Raw genomic sequence first — 17349 nt, 5'->3', positions numbered from 1 at the left:
TCACGCGATCGTTGCGGATTCGTGGTGGACGACCTGGTCGCAGATGAACTGCTGTACTGCCAATCGCCACGCGCTGTCTTTGTTCCAGTCTGGTATCGGCGGATTCGTATGGATCTCGCTGTGCGGGTCCTGGGCGTTCGCAAGGTCAGGGTGGTTGCGCGGCATGTGGAGACATTGGAATGCCGTGCCGCTCAGCTCGTGGACGGCGCCATTCAGCTTCTCAGTTGGAATGACGGCCCAGACAGCCGTCTTCCCGGCCTTACGCTCGCCGACTGGCGAGTTGGCGCAGAACTCTCGCAGGGCTTGCAACTTCTCTTGCAGCGAGCCCTCTTGCTTAAGCAATTCAAGCCAATAGACAGACAGACCGTCGTCTGGTGGGCGGTCATCAGACCCTAGGTTGGGTCTAAAGGCGCCAGCTTGCGGCACGCCATTCGGCGCGGTAGAGCCCCCGCACAACCGGGCAATGTTGTTGCCGTTCGGAATCACTTAGTCGGTGATTAGTGCAACCTTTTTTGCCTCGGGATGGTCGCTAAAGAAGCCAATGATGCTGGCTTGGCCCCAGGCTCTGGTCAGGTCATGGCCCTTCAAGTACGCGACAGCAAAGTCAATCGTGCTGCTCCCCTTGAACCGCATCACCAGGGATTGGGCTCCCCGCTTCCAGGTGGCGAGGACGATCCCATCTTCCTCCGCACTTAGCACCGGCGGAGGGAGTGTGAAATTCATCGCCAAGAAGTTGCTGGCGTCATTCCGGGACGCTTGGGCCAGGCTGGCACCGTAGTCGTCCTGAAAGAGCTCTTCCAGTTGCATCAGCCAATGCGCAGCGTCAGCGCGCCTCGTGGCTCTCAGTTGCGACGCTTCGTCAATGGTGCCGGTAGTCTTCTCGGCGGAGCTAAAGCAATCATCTTCTGACTGAACGCGGTCAACCAAGCTGCGCCCATGTCGGTCGGCGCTACCCGCTTTCCAACGCGGCTGCGCATCGAAATCCGACTTGACGTATGCATTTGTTGCAGTGCCAGCAACGTCGCCCATGCTTACCCCTGGCTAAATTATTCAGACACCAAGTGCCATTGCTCTTGGTGCATTTTCTCAGTCGTCAGTTCCTTAAAGGACTTCACTATCAACTGATGAGCGTCCTCAATCCACTGGTCCCGAGGCTTGACATTCGGGATCTCCCTTGCAACCAGTTCCATCTTAAGGACGTCCGAGTCGTCCGAAATACGCTTGGCCGTGTTTATGCGGACGGTCAACGAAGTCCCTGGGTCGATTTCAAAGAAGTAGTTGGAGCTGAACCGCTTCGGCGCTGGCAAGGCAGTCGTCCCAACGCCCCATTTGAAGCACTTCAGCACATTGTCAAACTCCCCAACCCCGGCGATCTTGGCTTCTTTGAGTGGAATGATGTTGATGTAGCTGAGCTCTAGCCGCGAATTTGACAGCGGCTGGCCGAGGGCCTTCTCAACATATCGGCTGAATAGGCCCGCTACCCGATCAAACTCAGCTTTGATAGCTGGGAAGCGCGGGTACTCCGCAGGACCTGTGTTGGTTTGACGCCAGTTGAAGTGAAGTCGGTCCTGTTGCAGTTGCACCAGGCGAGTCTCATCCGCCGACCGGAACCATACCCGAGGCAAGTACGCCCCAGTAGACGGGTCGATGGGAGGCTCAGACTGCTGGTCATCAACGATGGGTGGTGCGTGCGAAACCTTGGGATACGCGTCAGCCAACTCTTCCCAGAATCGGCCAAAGTGAGGCACGAGGAGGTCGGAGCGCGTCGAGAAGATCTGACCGAGAACGACTTCGTTAATCGGCGGCTTAGCAAAAGTGATGGCCATCTAGGGTTCACTATGTGTTTCGGGCGACTGTAACACCCTGGAATGAGCGCATGCCTTGAGCGCTTGCTAGGCCTTTCGGGGAAGTCGACTCCACCCTTAGAGCCTCACTTTGCCCAGCGCGGCGGGCCCCGAATTTCAGCCTAGGACCCTGTCGGAGGTTGCCGGGGCCATGCGAACCAGCTCTGAGCGGCTAACGGCGGGTGTGCGCTCCTGCACGCCCGCTAGCAATCCGTGCAGGGGGCGTTGTGAGTCTGCTCGGTATCCGCCCGAGCCTCGGCACATGGCATCAGCTTGGTCATGTTCTGCGTCGTGGCCCTGTCACCGCGCCTCGCAATGCTCGTGGTCGAACGGGGCGCAGCCAATCAACGCGTGCTACCAAGTCATGGGCTGATCTAGAGGCAGAAGTTCCCACAATTTTTCCAGCTGAAGGAAAAAAGCACCTGCCGTTTCCGGCAAGTGCTTGAGTCCATTCGAGAAATCTGGTGCGCCCGGTTGGGATCGAACCAACAACCCCTGCCTTCGGAGCGCTGGGCATTGCCCGCGGGGTCAGTCCTTGCCCAGGCTGCTGGCCAGCAGCCATTGCGCGACCCAGTAGCTGGTCAGTATCCACAGCGCGGCCAGCGGCACGGCGCCGGCAAACTTGTTGATGGCGATCAGGCTGTCGGAGAGCAGGAACAGCGTGCCGCCCCAGGCGGCATTGCGCGCCAGCGCCTCGCTCGCCTGCCCCAGGCTGCTGCGCCACCAGCTCCAGGCCTGCGCTGCCATGCTGGCCAGGCAGGCCACATAGACCAGCACCGGCAGGCGCAGCTCCGCGCCGATGCCGGGCCACAGGCGCAGCAGCACCGCGCCGGCAATGAGCGCGAACATCGCGAAGGGCCACCAGGGCCGCGCGAACCGCCCCTGGCTGGCGAAACCCAGGATGTAGCAGAGGTGGGCGATCAGAAAGCTCACCAGCCCCGGCAGGAAACCCTGCTCGGGCCACAGCAGGGCGATGTCGCCGCCCAGCGAGAACAGCAGGCCGGCGCGCAGCAGGCGCTGCATGCGCGGCTGCGCGGCGCCGCGCGGCCAGGCATACAGAATGATCAGCACGGTGGTGAGCGGCTTGGCCAGAAAGGCCATCTCGCGCGGCAGGCCCATGTCGCTGAGCGCCACGATGCTCAACAGGGCCGACACCAGGGTCAGCACCGGCAGGAGGAGCGGGAAGGGAAAAGGCATCGGCGGATTCTGCGGCGCAAGACCTGCCCCCTAACAGCGGGAAAGCCCTGTTCAACAAGCCCCTCCGGGACTAAGCTGCAGCGCTTTGGAGCCAAGGCTCTAAAAATCGCGCAGACGTGGGTTTCGTGCGACACAGCCCAGGCATACCCTCACGGCGCTGACATCCGGACTTTGCAGAATCAGACGCTTCCAACAAGAAGCAAGGAGACTCCGATGGCAATGACCTCAAGATCGCGGCGCCTGGCGCTGACGATGCTGACCCTCAGCCTCAGCGCGGGCCTGGCCCAGGCCGCTGGCTACCGCTTCGGCACGCAGAGCGCGGCCGCCGAAGGCACGGCCAACGCCAATGGTGCCGAGGGCGCCGACGCCAGCACCATCTTCGCCAACCCGGCCGCGCTGACGCGCCTGGGCAGCGGCTTGCATGTCTCCGGCGTGCTCGACTATGTGGCGCCCGACGTGCAGTTCACCGACGCCGGCTCCTTCATCTCGCTGCCCGGCTCGGGCCTGCAGGCCCGCCCCACCTCGCAGGCCGGCGCCACGCAGAACGCCGCCAGCGGCGTGTTCGTGCCGCATATGTATGCGGCCTACCGCGCCTCCGACACGCTGGTCTATGGCCTGGGCGTGTTCGTGCCCTCGGGCGCCAAGCTCACGTACGACCCGAGCTGGGGCGGACGCTACAACCTCAACAAGGTCGAGCTGAAGTCGCTCGCCTTCAACCCCAATGTGGCCTGGAAGCTGAACCCGCAGCTCTCGCTGGCCGGCGGCCTGAACATCGAGTACATGCAGGGTGACCTGGAGCGCGCCACGCCCTATGGCTCAGCCTACGCGGCCGGCCTGCTGGCCGCGGCTCAGCAGGCCGCCGCCGGCGGCGCCCCCGGCCTGGCCCTGCAACTGCAGCAGCAGGCCAACCAGGTGTTCGGCAACCCGGCCTTCGACGGCAACATCCATGTGCACGGCAAGGGCTGGGCGCTGGGCTTCAACCTCGCCCTGCTGTGGGAGCTGGATGCCAAGACCCGCTTCGGCCTGGCCTACCGCTCCAGCGTCTCGCACAAGCTCAAGGGCGATGCCGACTGGAGCCAGCCCGCCACGCTGCCGGCCCAGGTGCTGGCCGCCATCACCGGCAAGCCCGCGGATGGCCACAGCAAGCTGGACCACAACGATTCCGGCGCCAGCCTGAAGGTGAAGACGCCCGACTCGCTGTCCTTCCAGGCCTTCCACCAGCTGGACGAACGCCTGGCCGTGATGGCCGACGCCACCTGGTACAAGCAGTCGCGCCTGCAGGAGCTGCGCATCGAGTTCGACAGCACCGCCGCGCCCTCGATCACGCCCGAGAAGTGGAAGAACGCCTGGCGCGTCTCGCTGGGTGGCAGCTACCGCCTCAACCCCGAGCTGCTGCTGCGCGCCGGTGTCTCCTACGACCGCTCGCCGGTGGAAGGCGCGCTGCGCAGCCCGGCCCTGCCCGACTCCGACCGCACCTGGCTGGCCCTGGGCGCCAATCTGAAGCTGGCCCAGGCCACCACCGTGGACCTGGCGCTGGGCTTCGTGAAGCTGCGCGAGGCACCGATGCAAGCCACCGACGATGGTGGCGGCCAGACCCCTTGCAGCTGCGCCTATTCCACCGTGCGCGGCACCTACCGCAGCTCCGCCGCCACCGTCGGCGTGCAGCTCAACCACGGCTTCTGAGTAAGCCCGCGGCTCAACCATCGAACAAGGTCACACCATCATGGTCATGGACAGAAGAAATTTCCTGCGCGCGGGCGCCCTCATCACCGCCTCGTCGGCCCTGGGCGGCCTGGCCGGTTGCATGGGCGGTGGCAATAACGGCGCGGCAGTGATGCCGCTGCCGCCCACCTTCCCCGGCACCGACACCCCCATCCCCGCCACCCCGGCGGCCAGCGGCGCCTACAAGTTCCCGCAAAGCGTGGCCTCGGGCGACCCCAAGCCCGATGGCGCCCTGCTATGGGCGCGCGTGCTGCCCGCCAGTGCCGACGACATCGCCGTCAGCCCCGCGGCCGGCAACTTCCAGGTCAAGCTGCGCATCAGCAGCGCCAACCAGAGCGCGCTGCTGGGCAGCAACACCGCATTGGCCGGCAGCATGGACGCCGAGGCCGACGTGCCGGTCTACGCCCTGTATGACCACACGCTGCGCCACCGCATCAGCGGCCTCAAGCCGGCCACGGTCTACTACTACCAGTTCAGCGCCGGCGACACGCGCTCCAAGGTGGGCCGCTTCAAGACCGCGCCCGCCAATGACGCCGACATCGACAGCCTCAAGTTCGCCTACATGACCTGCCAGGACTGGAGCGTCAACCACTGGGCCGGCATGAGCGCGCTGGCGCAGGAGAACCTGGACTTCATCGTCCACCTGGGCGACTACATCTACGAGGCCGTGGGCGCCGATTACCAGCAGGGCGGCGTGGAGCCGGCGCACGGCGCGCTGATCCTGCCGCAGGGCACGCCGCTGCCCTCGGGCGGCCGCTATGCCACCGTGATCGATGACTACCGCTACCTCTACAAGCGCTACCGCAGCGATGCGCGCCTGCAGGCCCTGCACGAGCGCTTTGCCTTCGTGGCGATCTGGGACGACCACGAGTTCTCCGACGATTGCTGGCAGGACCGCGAGACCTACGACAACGGCAGCTACTCGGCCACCACCGGCGGCGACAACACCGCCCAGCCCTCGCGCCGCCGCGCCGCCAGCCAGGCCTGGTTCGAGTACATGCCGGCCGAGATCAGCTTCACGCTGGACCCCGGCTATGGCATCGGCAATATCCGCATCTACCGCGACCTGAAGTTCGGCAAGCTGATGCATCTGGTCATGACCGACCAGCGCCTCTACCGCGCCGACCACATGATCCCCGAGGCCGCGCTCAACCCGCTGACCGGCCAGCCGCTGGGCCAGATCGGCGCCCGCTACATGGTGCCCGAGACCTCGCTGTACGGCGTGGAGGCGCAGAAGATCGCCGCCGGCGCGGCCCTGCCCGATCCCTACAGCCTGGTGAGCGTGCTGGGCACGGCGCAGCGCCAATGGTGGATGGACACCATGAAGAACTCCACCGCCACCTGGAAGATCTGGGGCAACGAAACCTCGCTCCTGAAGATGAGCGTGGACGGCGCCAAGATCCCCAGTGCGCCGGCCGTCTTCAAGACGCGCTTCATCGTCAACGCCGACCAGTGGGACGGCTTCAACGCCGAGCGCAAGCTGCTGATGAACCACCTGGTGGCCAACAAGGTCAGCAATGTGGTGGCGGTGACGGGCGACATCCACGCCTTCTTCGCCGGCGTGGTCTGGGACGACTACAACGCCGCCAACCCCAAGCCCGCGATGGTGGACCTGGTGACGGCCGGCATCTCCAGCAACAGCTTCTTCAGCTATCTGCGCGGCGCCGCCGCCACGCCCGCCTTTGCGCCGGTGCAGCCGCTGGTGGAGATCAACGAGGCGGTGGCCGAGGGCATCGCGATCCAGATGCTGTCGGCCGCGATCGCGCTGGGCGCCGGTGTCACCGACCTCAGCAACACCGCCGCCATCCAGGCCGCGGTGATGGCCGCGGTGGGTGCGGGCCTGATCCCGCTGGCCGCGGTGCAGCCCACCCCGGGCCTGAGCACGGCGGTGATCAACACCCTGGACGAGACCCTGGCCGGCCAGATGGGCGGCATGATCGCCGGCACCATCGCCGGCCTGGCGGCGAGCTCACGCTCGGCCGCGGCGATGACGCTGTACGGCCTGATCGCCCAGAAGATTGCCGCCGCGCTGGGCGTGCCGGTGAGCTTCGTGCCCGCCAGCGAGGTCGTCAAGCGCCTCAACCCCTTCGCCAACAGCACCACCGGCGCCGCCCCCGCGGCCAACAACCCCTGGATCAACCACGCCGACACCGAGGCCCAGGGTTTTGCGGTGGTGAGCCTCAGCAAGACCGAGCTGCTGTGCGAGTTCCGCAAGGTGAATCGCCTCGCCGCCGGCAGCGCGCCGCTGACCCCGGTGGCCAGCGTCAAGCGCCTGAAGGTGCTGGCGGGCAAGGCTGAGGTGCTGCCCGGCTGATTCCGCCCAGGCTGCAGCCCAGCCGCCCAAAGCGCCGCTTGCTCGCAAGCGGCTCGCCGCAACGCCGCGCCGTGGAGACACTGCGCGGCGTTGCGCTTTCAGGCGCCATCAAATCAAACCGAGGACTCTTTACCCATGCTCAAGCTCACCGGCCTGACCCATGTCTACGCCAACGGCACCAAGGCGCTGGACAACGCCACGCTCGACATCCCCAAGGGCATGTTCGGCCTGCTGGGCCCCAACGGTGCCGGCAAGTCGACGCTGATGCGCTGCATCGCCACCCTGCAGACGCCCAGCGCCGGCAGCATCCAGTTCGGCGACATCGACGTGCTGAAAGCCCCGGAGCGCCTGCGCGCCACGCTGGGCTATCTGCCACAGGACTTCGGCGTCTACCCGCGCGTCTCGGCCTATGAGCTGCTGGACCATCTGGCGGTGCTGAAGGGCATCGCCCACGCCGGCGAGCGCCGCGACACGGTGGAGCCCTTGCTGGCTCAGGTCAACCTCTGGGATGTGCGCAAGAAGGCGGTGGCCGGCTATTCGGGCGGCATGCGCCAGCGCTTCGGCGTGGCCCAGGCGCTGATCGGCAAGCCCCAGCTCATCATCGTCGACGAGCCCACCGCCGGCCTCGACCCCGAGGAGCGCAACCGCTTCAACAACCTGCTGGCCGAGATCGGCGAGAGCGTGGTGGTGATCCTCTCCACCCATATCGTCGACGACGTGGCCGACCTCTGCCCGCGCATGGCGGTGATCAGCGCCGGCCGCATCGTGCAGACCGGTGCCCCGCAAGACCTGACCCTCACGCTCAAGGGCCGGGTCTGGCGCCGCACCATCGAGTCGAGCCAGCTGGCCGGCTACCAGCAGGACCTGACGGTGATCTCGAACCGCCTGCGCGGCGGCCAGACCGTCATCCATGTGCTGGCCGACCAGCTGCCGGCCGCCGGCTTCGAGCCGGTGGAGGGCGGGCTGGAGGATTTCTACTTCGCCACGCTGGCGCAATCGCGCCGCGCCACCGCGCCGCAAGCCTGAGGAGCGCGCGATGCTTGCCAAGATTGCCGCCTTCGAGGCGCGCTACCAGCTGCGCTCGCCGCTGTTCGCGGTGGCCTTTGTGCTGTTCTTCCTGCTGACCTTCGGCGCAGTGACGATCGACGAGATCCAGATCGGCGCCAAGGGCAATGTCAACGTCAACTCGCCCTACGCCATCCTGCAGACCCTGGGCACCATGAATCTGCTGGCGATCTTCGTCGTCACCGCCTTCGTCGCGAACGTGGTGATACGCGACGACGAGACCGGCTTCGCGCCGATCCTGCGCGCCACCCGCGTCAGCAAGTTCGACTACCTGCTGGGGCGCTTCCTGGGCGCGTTCGGCGTCGCCTTCCTGGTCTGCTGCGCGGTGCCGCTGGCGATGCTGGTCGGCTCGGCCATGCCGTGGCTGGACGCCGAGAAGGTCGGACCCCTGGTGCTCTCGCACTATGCCTGGGCGCTGCTGGTCTACACCCTGCCCACCCTGCTGGTGATGAGCGCCGGCTTCTTTGCCCTGGCCACCGCCACGCGCTCGATGATGTGGACCTATGTCGGCGTGGTCGCCTTCATGGTGCTCTTCATCACCAGCCGCGTGATGCTGGCCGACCCGGCGCTGGACACGCTCTCCTCGCTGGCCGACCCCTTCGGCGTGGGCGCGCTGAGCCGCGTCACCAAGTACTGGACCAGCGCCGATCGCAACAGCATGCTGCCCGCGCTGCAGGGCGTGCTGCTGTGGAACCGCCTGCTCTGGCTGGGCGTGGGCGCGGCGCTGTTTGCGCTCGCCTACGGCCTGTTCCGCTTCGAGGCCAAGGGCGCCAAATTGGCCAGCGCCGCCGGCAAGGCGGCCAGCGACCCGGCGCCCGCGCCCAAACCGCTCGCCAGCCCCAGCCAGGGCGGCCGCGCGAGCTGGCTGCAGTTCAAGGCGCTGACGCGCTTCGACATGGCCTTCGTGTTCCGCAGCCCGGCCTTCTTCGTGCTGCTGGCGCTGGGGGTGTTCAACGCCATCGGCGCGATCTCGCTCACCGGTGAGACGCGCGGCGTGGCCTATCTGCCGGTGACGCGCGCGGTGGTGGAGGGCCTGCTGGGCGGCTTCACCCTGATCCCCATCATCATCGCCGTCTATTACGCCGGCGAGCTGGTGTGGCGCGACCGCGAGCGCCGCATCCACGAGATCGTCGATGCCACCGCGGCGCCGAGCTGGGCCTTTCTGGCGCCCAAGGTGCTGGCCATCACGCTGGTGCTGCTGGCCACCCTGGTGGTGGGCGTGGCCACCGGCATGCTGTTCCAGCTCTATCACGGCTACACCCGCTTTGAGCCGGGCGCCTATCTGCTCTGGTTCCTGCTGCCCAGCCTGATCACCGCCTTCCTGCTGGGCGTGCTGGCGGTGTTCGTGCAGGCCCTGGTGCCGCACAAATTCGTCGGCTGGGCGCTGATGCTGGTCTACACGGTGCTGGGCACCACCATGGCCAATATGGGCTTCGAGCACAAGCTCTACAACTACGCCGACACCGCCAGCGTGCCGCTCTCCGACATGAATGGCATGGGCCATTTCTGGATCGGCCGGGCCTGGCACCAGGGCTACTGGCTGGCCTTCGCGGCGATGCTGCTGGTGCTCACCCACCTGCTGTGGCGCCGCGGCGCCGAGACCAGCCTGCGCCCGCGCCTGGCGCGCCTGCCGGCGCGGCTCAAGGGCACGCCGGGCGTCCTGCTCGCGCTCAGCACGCTCAGCTGGCTGGGCCTGGGCGGCTGGATCTACTTCAACACCAACATCCTCAACGAGTACCGCACCCAGCCGGCCGAGGAGCAGCGCCAGGCCGATGCCGAGCGCGCCCTGCTGCCCTTCGAGAACCTGCCCCAGCCCTCCATCACCCATGTGACGCTGAAGGTCGATCTCTACCCGCAGCAGATCCGCGCCATCGCCACGGGCAGCTACCAGCTGGAGAACCGCAGCGGCCAGGCCCTGAGCGCCGTGCATGTGCGCTTCGATCCGAATCTGAAGGTACGGCAACTGGAACTGGACGGCGCCACGCTGGACAAGGAATACCCGCGCTTCGGCTACCGCATCTACCGCCTGGCCACGCCGATGCAGCCGGGCGAGCGGCGCGCGCTGCGCTTCGAGTTCCTGCGCGAGGAGGCGGGCTTCGTCAACAGCCAGCCCTTCACCCGCATCGTCGCCAACGGCAGCTTCCTCGACAACTTCGAGCTCACCCCGGTGCTGGGCGTGAGCCGGCGCATCTTTCTGCAGGACCGCAGCAAGCGCCGCAAATACGGCCTGCCGGCCGAGCTGCGCGTGGCCAAGCTGGAAGACCAGGAGGCCAACGCCCACCACTACCTGCGCCACGACAGCGACTGGGTGACGGCCGACATCACCCTCAGCACCGATGCCGACCAGACCCCGCTGGCGCCGGGCTACACGGTCAGCGACACCATCACCAACGGCCGCCGCACCCTGGTCACCAAGGCCGAGGCGCCGATCCACAATTTCTTCTCGCTGCAATCGGCGCGCTACGCGATCCTGAAGGACCAATGGGTGGGCCGTGAGCCGGTGGAGCTGGCCGTCTACCACCATCCCGCGCATGCCAGCAATGCGCCGCGCATGCTGACGGCGATGCGCACCTCCCTGGAGCTGTTCAGCCAGTCCTTCTCCAACTACCAGTTCCGCCAGGCCCGCATCCTGGAGTTCCCGGCCTACCAGCGCTTTGCCCAGGCCTTTGCCAACACCATGCCCTACTCGGAGGCGATCGGCTTCATCCAGGACTTCAAGGAAGACAAGGCCGACGAAAACATCGATCTGGTCAGCTATGTGACCGCGCACGAGTTCGGCCACCAGTGGTGGGCGCACCAGGTGGTGGGCGCCGACAAGCAGGGCATGACCCTGCTGTCGGAATCCTTCGCCCAATACTCGGCCCTGCTGGTGATGGAGAAGCTCTACGGCCGCGAGCAGCTGCGCCGCTTCCTCAAGCTCGAGCTGGACCGCTATCTGCGCGAGCGCGGCGGCGAGACGGTGGAAGAGCTGCCGCTGGCGCGCGTGGAAAACCAGGGTTATGTGCATTACCGCAAGGGTGCGCTGGTGATGTACTGGCTCAAGGAGGTGCTGGGCGAGGAGGTGCTGAACCGCGCGCTGCAGAAGCTGCTGGCGCAGTACGCCTTCAAGGCCGCGCCCTACCCCGCCTCCAGCGACTTCCTGCGCCTGCTGCGCGCCGAGGCCGGCCCGCAGCATGAACAGCTGATCGCCGATCTGTTCGAGCACATCACGCTCTACGACCTGAAGGCCAATGACGCCAAGGCGCGCAAGCGCGCCGATGGCCGCTACGAGGTGACGTTCAGCGTCGAGGCCAAGAAGCTCTACGCCGATGGCAAGGGCAAGGAGACCGAGGCGCCGCTGGACGAGGCCTTCGAGATTGGCGTGTTCAGCGCCGAGCCCGGCAAGCCCGGCTTCAAGAAGAGCGCGGTGCTGCTGCTGGAGCGGCGCGCGCTGAAGTCCGGCAAGCAGCTGTTCAGCCTGGTGGTGGACCAGGAGCCCAAATGGGTGGGCGTGGATCCCTACAACATGCGCATCGACCGCAACTCGGACGACAACCTCAGCAAGGTGGCCTTGCAATAGCGCTTGCCTGCCCTGTCGAATGACATTAAAGTGATATCACCATTAAGGGAGATATCACATGCAAGTACGGCAGGAGATTCGTTCCGAGAAGGCGGCCAGCACGGCCAATGGGTATGCGGCCGTGCTGCTGGGTCTGCTGGGTATCGCCGGCGGCCTGGCGCTGCTGGCCAGCGGCGCCGAGGCCGGCACGCTGACCCGGATACTGGGCGGGCTGGCGCTGCTGATCGCCGCGGCGATCGCCCTCGCCGGGCTCTATATGCAGCAGCCCAACGAGGCGCGCATCCTCACCCTGTTCGGGCATTACAGCGGCACCGACCGCCAGGACGGCCTGCGCTGGGCGAACCCGCTGAAGCTCAAGCGCAAGCTCTCGCTGCGCGCGCGCAACCTGAACGCGCCCACGCTGAAGGTCAACGACAAGCGCGGCAACCCGGTGGAGATCAGCGCCGCGGTGGTCTGGCGCGTGCAGGACACCGCGCGCGCCATCTTCGAGGTGGACGATTTCGAGGCCTATGTGCGCATCCAGGCCGAGGCCGCGATCCGCCATCTGGCGGCCCAGTTCGCCTATGACGAAGGGGATGACCTGGATACCGGCGAAACCACCTTGCGCGCCGGCCAGGACGAGGTGGCCGCGGCCCTGGTGGCGCAGCTGCAGGAGCGCTTCGAGCAGGCCGGCGTGCGCGTGCTGGACGCCAAGATCACCCACCTCGCCTATGCACCCGAGATCGCCCAGGTGATGCTGCGCCGCCAGCAGGCCGACGCCATCATCAGCGCGCGCAAGAAGATCGTGCTGGGCGCGGTGAGCATGGTGGAGGAAGCGCTCAAGGGTCTGAGCGAGCGCGATATCGTGGTGCTGGACGACGAGCGCAAGGCGGCCATGGTGTCCAATCTGCTGGTGGTGCTGTGCTCCGACAAGGAGACTCAGCCCATCGTCAACACCGGCACGCTTTACAACTGATAGGCGCCTCGCCACCCATCCCGCATGGCCAGCCCCGACAAGAAGAGCTTTGCGCTGCGCCTCGATCCGGCGCTATGGGCCGAGATCGAGCGCCTGGCCGCCCAGGAGCTGCGTTCGGCGAACGCGCAGATCGAGTACCTGCTGCGCGACGCGCTGGCCAGGCGCGGCATCAAGCCGGCATCGCAGAGCATCCCGCGCGGGCGCCCGCCCGCAAGGCGCGAACCCGGAACGGATTAGTCTGTTCAGCCCTGCGGCCGCTCGCCGTACCAGGCCTGCCAGGGCTGCACCCGCACCAGCTCGCCCTGCGCATGGCGCCGCAGCAGCTCGTGCAGCTGCGCCGGATTGAGCGGGCGCGAGAGGCCGAAGCCCTGGAACTGGTCGCAACCCATCTGCACCAGGCAGTCGCGGTCGGCCTCCATCTCCACGCCCTCGGCCACCACCAGCATGTGCATCGAATGGGCGACGCGGATGATGGACTCCACCAGCATGCGGCCGTCCGGGCTGCCCGCCAGGCCGTTGACGAACAGCCGGTCGATCTTGAGCTTGCGGCAGCGCATGCGGCGCAGATAGGCCAGCGAGCTGTAGCCGGTGCCGAAGTCGTCGATCGCCAGCACATAACCCTGACTCTGCAGGGCCAGCACGATGGAGTCGGGCTTGTCCAGATCCTCGAACACCGAGGACTCGGTGAGCTCGAACTCGAGGCTGGCCGGCCCCAGGCCCAGCTCGCCGAGCAGGCCCAGAAAGCGCTCGCGCTGCTGGGCGCGCCGGCATTGGCGCGAGGACAGATTGATCGCCACCGGCGGGCAGTTCAGGCCGGCGGCGTGCATGGCGTCGAGATCGCGGCGCAGCACGCGCAACGCATGCAGGCCCAGCTCGACGATCAGGCCCGAGGCCTCGGCCACCGGGATGAACTCGGCCGGCGAGACCCAGCCGCGCTGCGCATGCTGCCAGCGCGACAGGCCCTCGAAGCTGAGCAGCCGGCCCTGGGCATCGAACAGTGGCTGATAGGCCAGCTCCAGCGTGCCCGCCTGCAAGGCCTCGCGCAGGTCCTGCTCCAGGCGCAGGCGCGCGCGCTCGCCCTCGCCGAACTCGGGCGAGTAGAGCTGATAGCCATCCTTGCCCTGGCGCTTGGCATGCACCATCGCGGCATCGGCGCATTGCATCGCCTCGGTGGCATTGCCGGCATCGCGCGGCACCAGGGCCAGCCCCACCGAGGCGCTGACGCGCAGCCAGTTGTCGCGGTCGCCCACCGGCTGCGGCAGCAGGGCGAGCACCTGGCCGGCCATGCGGCGCGCCTGCTCCTCGTCCACCGGCGCCTCCATCAGCATCGCGAACTCGTCGCTCGCCAGGCGCGCCACGGTATCGCCCGAGCGTGCCAGGCTGCGCAGGCGCTGCGCCACCGTCTGAAGCACCAGATCGCCGCAGGCATGGCCGTCGTTGTCGTTGATCTGCTTGAAGTTGTCGAGGTCGATCACCAGCAGGGCCAGGCCCTGCCCATGGCGCGGGCCGCGCTGCACCGCGCGCTCCAGCGCAAGCCGGAAGGCCTCGCGGTTGGGCAGGTCGGTGAGGGCGTCGTTGAGCGCCAGGTAGCGGGTGCGGCGCTGCGCCTCGCGCACATCGGCGCGCAGGCGGTGCGCGGCCAGCCAGGCCAGGCCCAGCGCCGCCACCAGCATGCCCGAGGCCACGCCGACGAAGCGCAGCAGGTCGATCCAGATGCCGTCGCGGCGCGCCTGCACCACCAGCCGCCCGACGCTGGTCTGGTTGGCCTGCACCGCCGCCACGACCTCCTGCTGACCCGCCATGCGTTCCAGCCAGCCGCGCTCCAGCCGCACGCGCTGATAGCCGCTCAGCGTGCTGCCATCGGGGCGGAACAGCACCGCGGTGACGACCTCGGGCGCATCGTCGAAGGCGCTCAGGATCTCGGCCGCGTCGTCGCGGTTGTCGAACACCATGGCGGCCGAGGCGGTGCGCGCCACCAGATTGACCTGGGTCTGCAGATCCTCCTGGAAGCGTTCGGCCAGGGCCAGGTATTGCGCCAGCGTGAGCAGCAGGGCAAAGGTCAGCAGCGCGCCGATCGCCAGCATGGCATCGCGCTGGCGGTAGAAGAACTGCTGCAGGTCGAGGTTTTTGATCATCGTCAGGTTCAGGCCTTGCGCACATAGCGGGCCAGCCGCAGCAGCTTGGTGCTGATCTCCAGGCCGGCGCGGCGCGCCGACTCCAGGCCGATGTCGAAGACCACGCGGCCGTCCTCGATCTGCAGGCTCAGCATCGCGCCCAGGCTCAGCATGGCCGGCGCCTCGGTGACCAGCAGCACCGGTTTGTCGGCCACCGCGGCGCGCGGCGCATCGAAGCCCGCACCCACCAGCGCGACATGGCAGCCGCCCAGCTGCTCGCCGCGCACGCGCCGCAGCTCCAGCGCATGGCCGTTGACGCGGCGGCCGGCCAGGCCCTCCAGCGCGGTGGCCAGCGGCCCCTCATCCGCCAGGCACAGCTGCAAGGCCTGGCCCTGCGGCAGGGCAGTGCCGGGCCATTCCACGAACAGCAGGCTGCGGAACACGATCTGCGCCTTCAGCTCCTCGGGCGGCAGGGGCTGGGCGCTGGCCGCCGCCATCGCCAGCAGCTGCGCGCACAGCAGCGCCCATCCGCGCGGCGGCCGGCGGGGGGTGAGGCGCGGTGCGGACAAGCCCATGGTTCAGAAGCGGATCTGCCAGTCCAGATGCAGGGAGCGCCGCGGCCGCGGCAGGCGCGTGGACAGCGTGTCGGGCGGCGCGGGGTCGTAGTTGGCGCGATCGGTGGCGTTGAGCACCCGCAGGGCCAGGTCTTGCCCCCGCCAGCCGGTGTAGCGCAGCACCGCGTTGAGGCTGTACAGCGCCGGCACCTCGCTGCGGCCGAGGCGCTTGTCCATCGCCAGCCACTCGGTCGCGAGCGTCCAGTCGGGCCGCAGCGGGGCGATCAGATGCCCCTTGAAGAGCCAGCGCGGCGAGTTGCTGAGGCGCTCGCCGCGGTTGCGCGCGTCCGCCAGCGAGAGATTGGCGCGCCACTGCCAGCCCGAGGCACGCCGCTGCTCCAGGCCCAGGTCCAGGCCCTGGGTGCGCACGCGCGAGAGGTTCTCGTAGCGCGACAGGCCCTCGTCGCCCTGCAGCGGCACGAACTCGATCATGTCGCGCATGCGCGTGACATAGGCATTCAGGCTGAAGGCCAGGTCGGCGCCCAGCGCACGCTCCCAGGCCAGCTCCAGCGTGCCGAGCTTTTCCGGCGCCAGGCCGGGGTGGGCCAGCTGGGACACATCGTCGGCATAGAAGCGCTCGGCCAGGTTGGCGGGCCGGAAGGCGCGCCCGGCCATCAGCTTGATGGACTCGTCCTGGCGCGGCCGGTAGACCAGGGCCAGGCGCGGCGACCATTGCGCCGTGCGGTCCTGCACGCGGTCCAAGCGCAGCCCGGTGGTGAGCTGCCACTGCTCGGAGAGATGCCAGGAATCCTGCGCGAACAGGCCCAGGCTGCGCAGCGGCTCGTCGCTGTCCAGCAGCAGGCGGTAGGGCTGCTCGTCGAAATTGCGCTGCACGCCATGGCGCAGCAGGCGCGCATCGACGCCCAGTGCCAGCTCATGGTTGAGCCAGCCGCGCCATTGCGTGCGCGCCTCCAGGCCCAGCCAGCGCGCCACCGCCTCGTCGCGGTTGATGAGCAGCGGCGCGTCGTCGGTCTCGCCGGCATAGACATAGCGGCCATGGAAACCGCTGCGCGCCAGCGAGAGGCGCAGGCTGCGGCGCCAATCGCTCACCCAGGCACCGTCGTAGGCGATCTCGCCATACAGGTACTGGTCGCGGTAGTCGGTGCCCGGCGCGCCCGGCAGGGTGCCATAGGGCGCCACCGCGATGGACTTGCTGCGCACCATGCTAGCGGCCGAGACGCGCCAGGCGCCCAGCCGGTATTTCAGGAAGGCGCTGCTGTAGGACAGGCCGTCCAGGCCGCCCAAGCTGCCGGCGGGCAGGCCCAGCTCGGGCAGCTCCAGGGTCTCGCCACGCGCATGCTGCAGGTTCAGGCCCACGAAAAGGTCGCCCCCGCCCAGCTCGGCACTGCCGTACTGCAGCATGGCGCGGCGCTCGCCAAAGCTGCCCAGCGAGCCCTTCAGCGTCCAGCCCGGCGCATCGGCGCCATCCAGGGTGACGAGGTTGACCACGCCGAACAGCGCATTGCCGCCGTACACCGAGGAGCCCGGGCCATGCACCAGCTCCACGCGCTTGACCCAGTCGGCCACCAGGGGGAACTCGAACTCGGGCAGGGCCTGGTCGTAGAGCGCATCGTTGACGCGAAAGCCGTCGATCGCCACCAGCAGGCGCGCGTTGTAATCGCCCGGCCGGTTGAAGCCGCGCACGCCCACGCTGGAGTACTGCCGCGTGCTGCTCAGATAGATGCCGGGCAGGCGCTCCAGCATGTCGGCCACCGTGACATGGCCCAGCTGCGCCGCCTCCTGGCGCCCGAACACGCTCACCGCGGCCGGCGCATCGAGCAGGCTCTGGGCAAATCGCGAGGGTCCGAGCACCTCTTGGCGTAACAGGCTTTCGAGTGCGGCTTCGTCGTCCGCCGCGGCCTGGGCAGTGTTCGCCAGCAAGGCCAGCGATCCCAAACGCAGCAGCCCCAGGAGAGCATGTCTCATTGATTTTTTGGGCCTCAGCGGACCCTTGGCAGCTGAGCA

Annotated in this window: 13 protein-coding genes; 6 read left to right on the top strand and 7 right to left on the bottom strand. The window is 67.6% G+C overall.

From position 1 onward, the window contains the following. The 4 genes from PFX98_RS09545 to PFX98_RS09530 all read right to left on the bottom strand — a co-directional run bounded on the left by PFX98_RS09545 (position 1) and on the right by PFX98_RS09530 (position 3041). Entirely contained in the window at positions 1-486 is a 486-nt protein-coding gene (locus PFX98_RS09545) for a hypothetical protein (RefSeq protein ID WP_285234965.1), read from the bottom strand. After that, a complete protein-coding gene (locus PFX98_RS09540) occupies positions 487-1029 on the bottom strand; it encodes a hypothetical protein (RefSeq protein ID WP_285234964.1) in 543 nt (180 codons plus the stop codon). It lies immediately after the preceding gene. Positions 1030-1046: 17 nt separating this feature from the next. Continuing rightward, complete coding sequence (locus tag PFX98_RS09535; protein ID WP_285234963.1) at positions 1047-1826, bottom strand: TIGR04255 family protein; 780 nt, start codon at positions 1824-1826, stop codon at positions 1047-1049. Positions 1827-2372: 546 nt separating this feature from the next. Then, positions 2373-3041: a lysoplasmalogenase gene (locus PFX98_RS09530; protein ID WP_285234962.1), complete on the bottom strand. Its 669-nt coding sequence runs from the start codon at positions 3039-3041 to the stop codon at positions 2373-2375. Positions 3042-3254: 213 nt separating this feature from the next. On the opposite strand from PFX98_RS09530, the gene PFX98_RS09525 reads away from it, so the two are divergent. The 6 genes from PFX98_RS09525 to PFX98_RS09500 all read left to right on the top strand — a co-directional run bounded on the left by PFX98_RS09525 (position 3255) and on the right by PFX98_RS09500 (position 12893). Beyond that, on the top strand, positions 3255-4724 hold the full coding sequence (locus tag PFX98_RS09525; RefSeq protein WP_285234961.1) for an OmpP1/FadL family transporter: 1470 nt from the start codon (positions 3255-3257) through the stop codon (positions 4722-4724). 46 nt (positions 4725-4770) lie between these two features. Then, positions 4771-7077, top strand: coding sequence for an alkaline phosphatase D family protein (locus tag PFX98_RS09520; RefSeq protein ID WP_285234960.1), 2307 nt, complete (start codon positions 4771-4773; stop codon positions 7075-7077). A 135-nt stretch (positions 7078-7212) separates the two neighbouring features. Continuing rightward, complete coding sequence (locus PFX98_RS09515; protein ID WP_285234959.1) at positions 7213-8103, top strand: ABC transporter ATP-binding protein; 891 nt, start codon at positions 7213-7215, stop codon at positions 8101-8103. A gap of 10 nt (positions 8104-8113) precedes the next feature. Beyond that, on the top strand, positions 8114-11701 hold the full coding sequence (locus PFX98_RS09510; RefSeq protein ID WP_285234958.1) for an ABC transporter permease/M1 family aminopeptidase: 3588 nt from the start codon (positions 8114-8116) through the stop codon (positions 11699-11701). A gap of 58 nt (positions 11702-11759) precedes the next feature. Continuing rightward, positions 11760-12656 carry an SPFH domain-containing protein gene (locus PFX98_RS09505; protein WP_285234957.1) on the top strand — a complete coding sequence of 299 codons (897 nt, stop codon included), beginning with the start codon at positions 11760-11762 and terminating at the stop codon, positions 12654-12656. A 24-nt stretch (positions 12657-12680) separates the two neighbouring features. Further along, positions 12681-12893 (top strand): type II toxin-antitoxin system antitoxin, encoded by a 213-nt coding sequence (locus PFX98_RS09500; protein ID WP_285234956.1) that lies wholly within the window; start codon positions 12681-12683, stop codon positions 12891-12893. A gap of 5 nt (positions 12894-12898) precedes the next feature. On the opposite strand, the gene PFX98_RS09495 is transcribed toward PFX98_RS09500, so the two are convergent. Genes PFX98_RS09495 through PFX98_RS09485 form a run of 3 tightly spaced genes read right to left on the bottom strand, consistent with a single transcriptional unit; the run spans position 12899 to position 17310 of the window. After that, complete coding sequence (locus PFX98_RS09495; RefSeq protein ID WP_285234955.1) at positions 12899-14791, bottom strand: putative bifunctional diguanylate cyclase/phosphodiesterase; 1893 nt, start codon at positions 14789-14791, stop codon at positions 12899-12901. An 8-nt stretch (positions 14792-14799) separates the two neighbouring features. Beyond that, positions 14800-15345: a YfiR family protein gene (locus PFX98_RS09490; RefSeq protein WP_285234954.1), complete on the bottom strand. Its 546-nt coding sequence runs from the start codon at positions 15343-15345 to the stop codon at positions 14800-14802. A gap of 3 nt (positions 15346-15348) precedes the next feature. Then, positions 15349-17310 carry a TonB-dependent receptor plug domain-containing protein gene (locus PFX98_RS09485; RefSeq protein ID WP_285234953.1) on the bottom strand — a complete coding sequence of 654 codons (1962 nt, stop codon included), beginning with the start codon at positions 17308-17310 and terminating at the stop codon, positions 15349-15351. Positions 17311-17349 lie beyond the last annotated feature (39 nt).

Origin of the sequence: Paucibacter sediminis (assembly GCF_030254645.1) — a bacterium.
In the GTDB taxonomy this organism is placed as follows: Bacteria; Pseudomonadota; Gammaproteobacteria; order Burkholderiales; family Burkholderiaceae_C; genus Paucibacter_B; species Paucibacter_B sediminis.
This window is presented reverse-complemented; position numbering and strand designations above follow the sequence as displayed.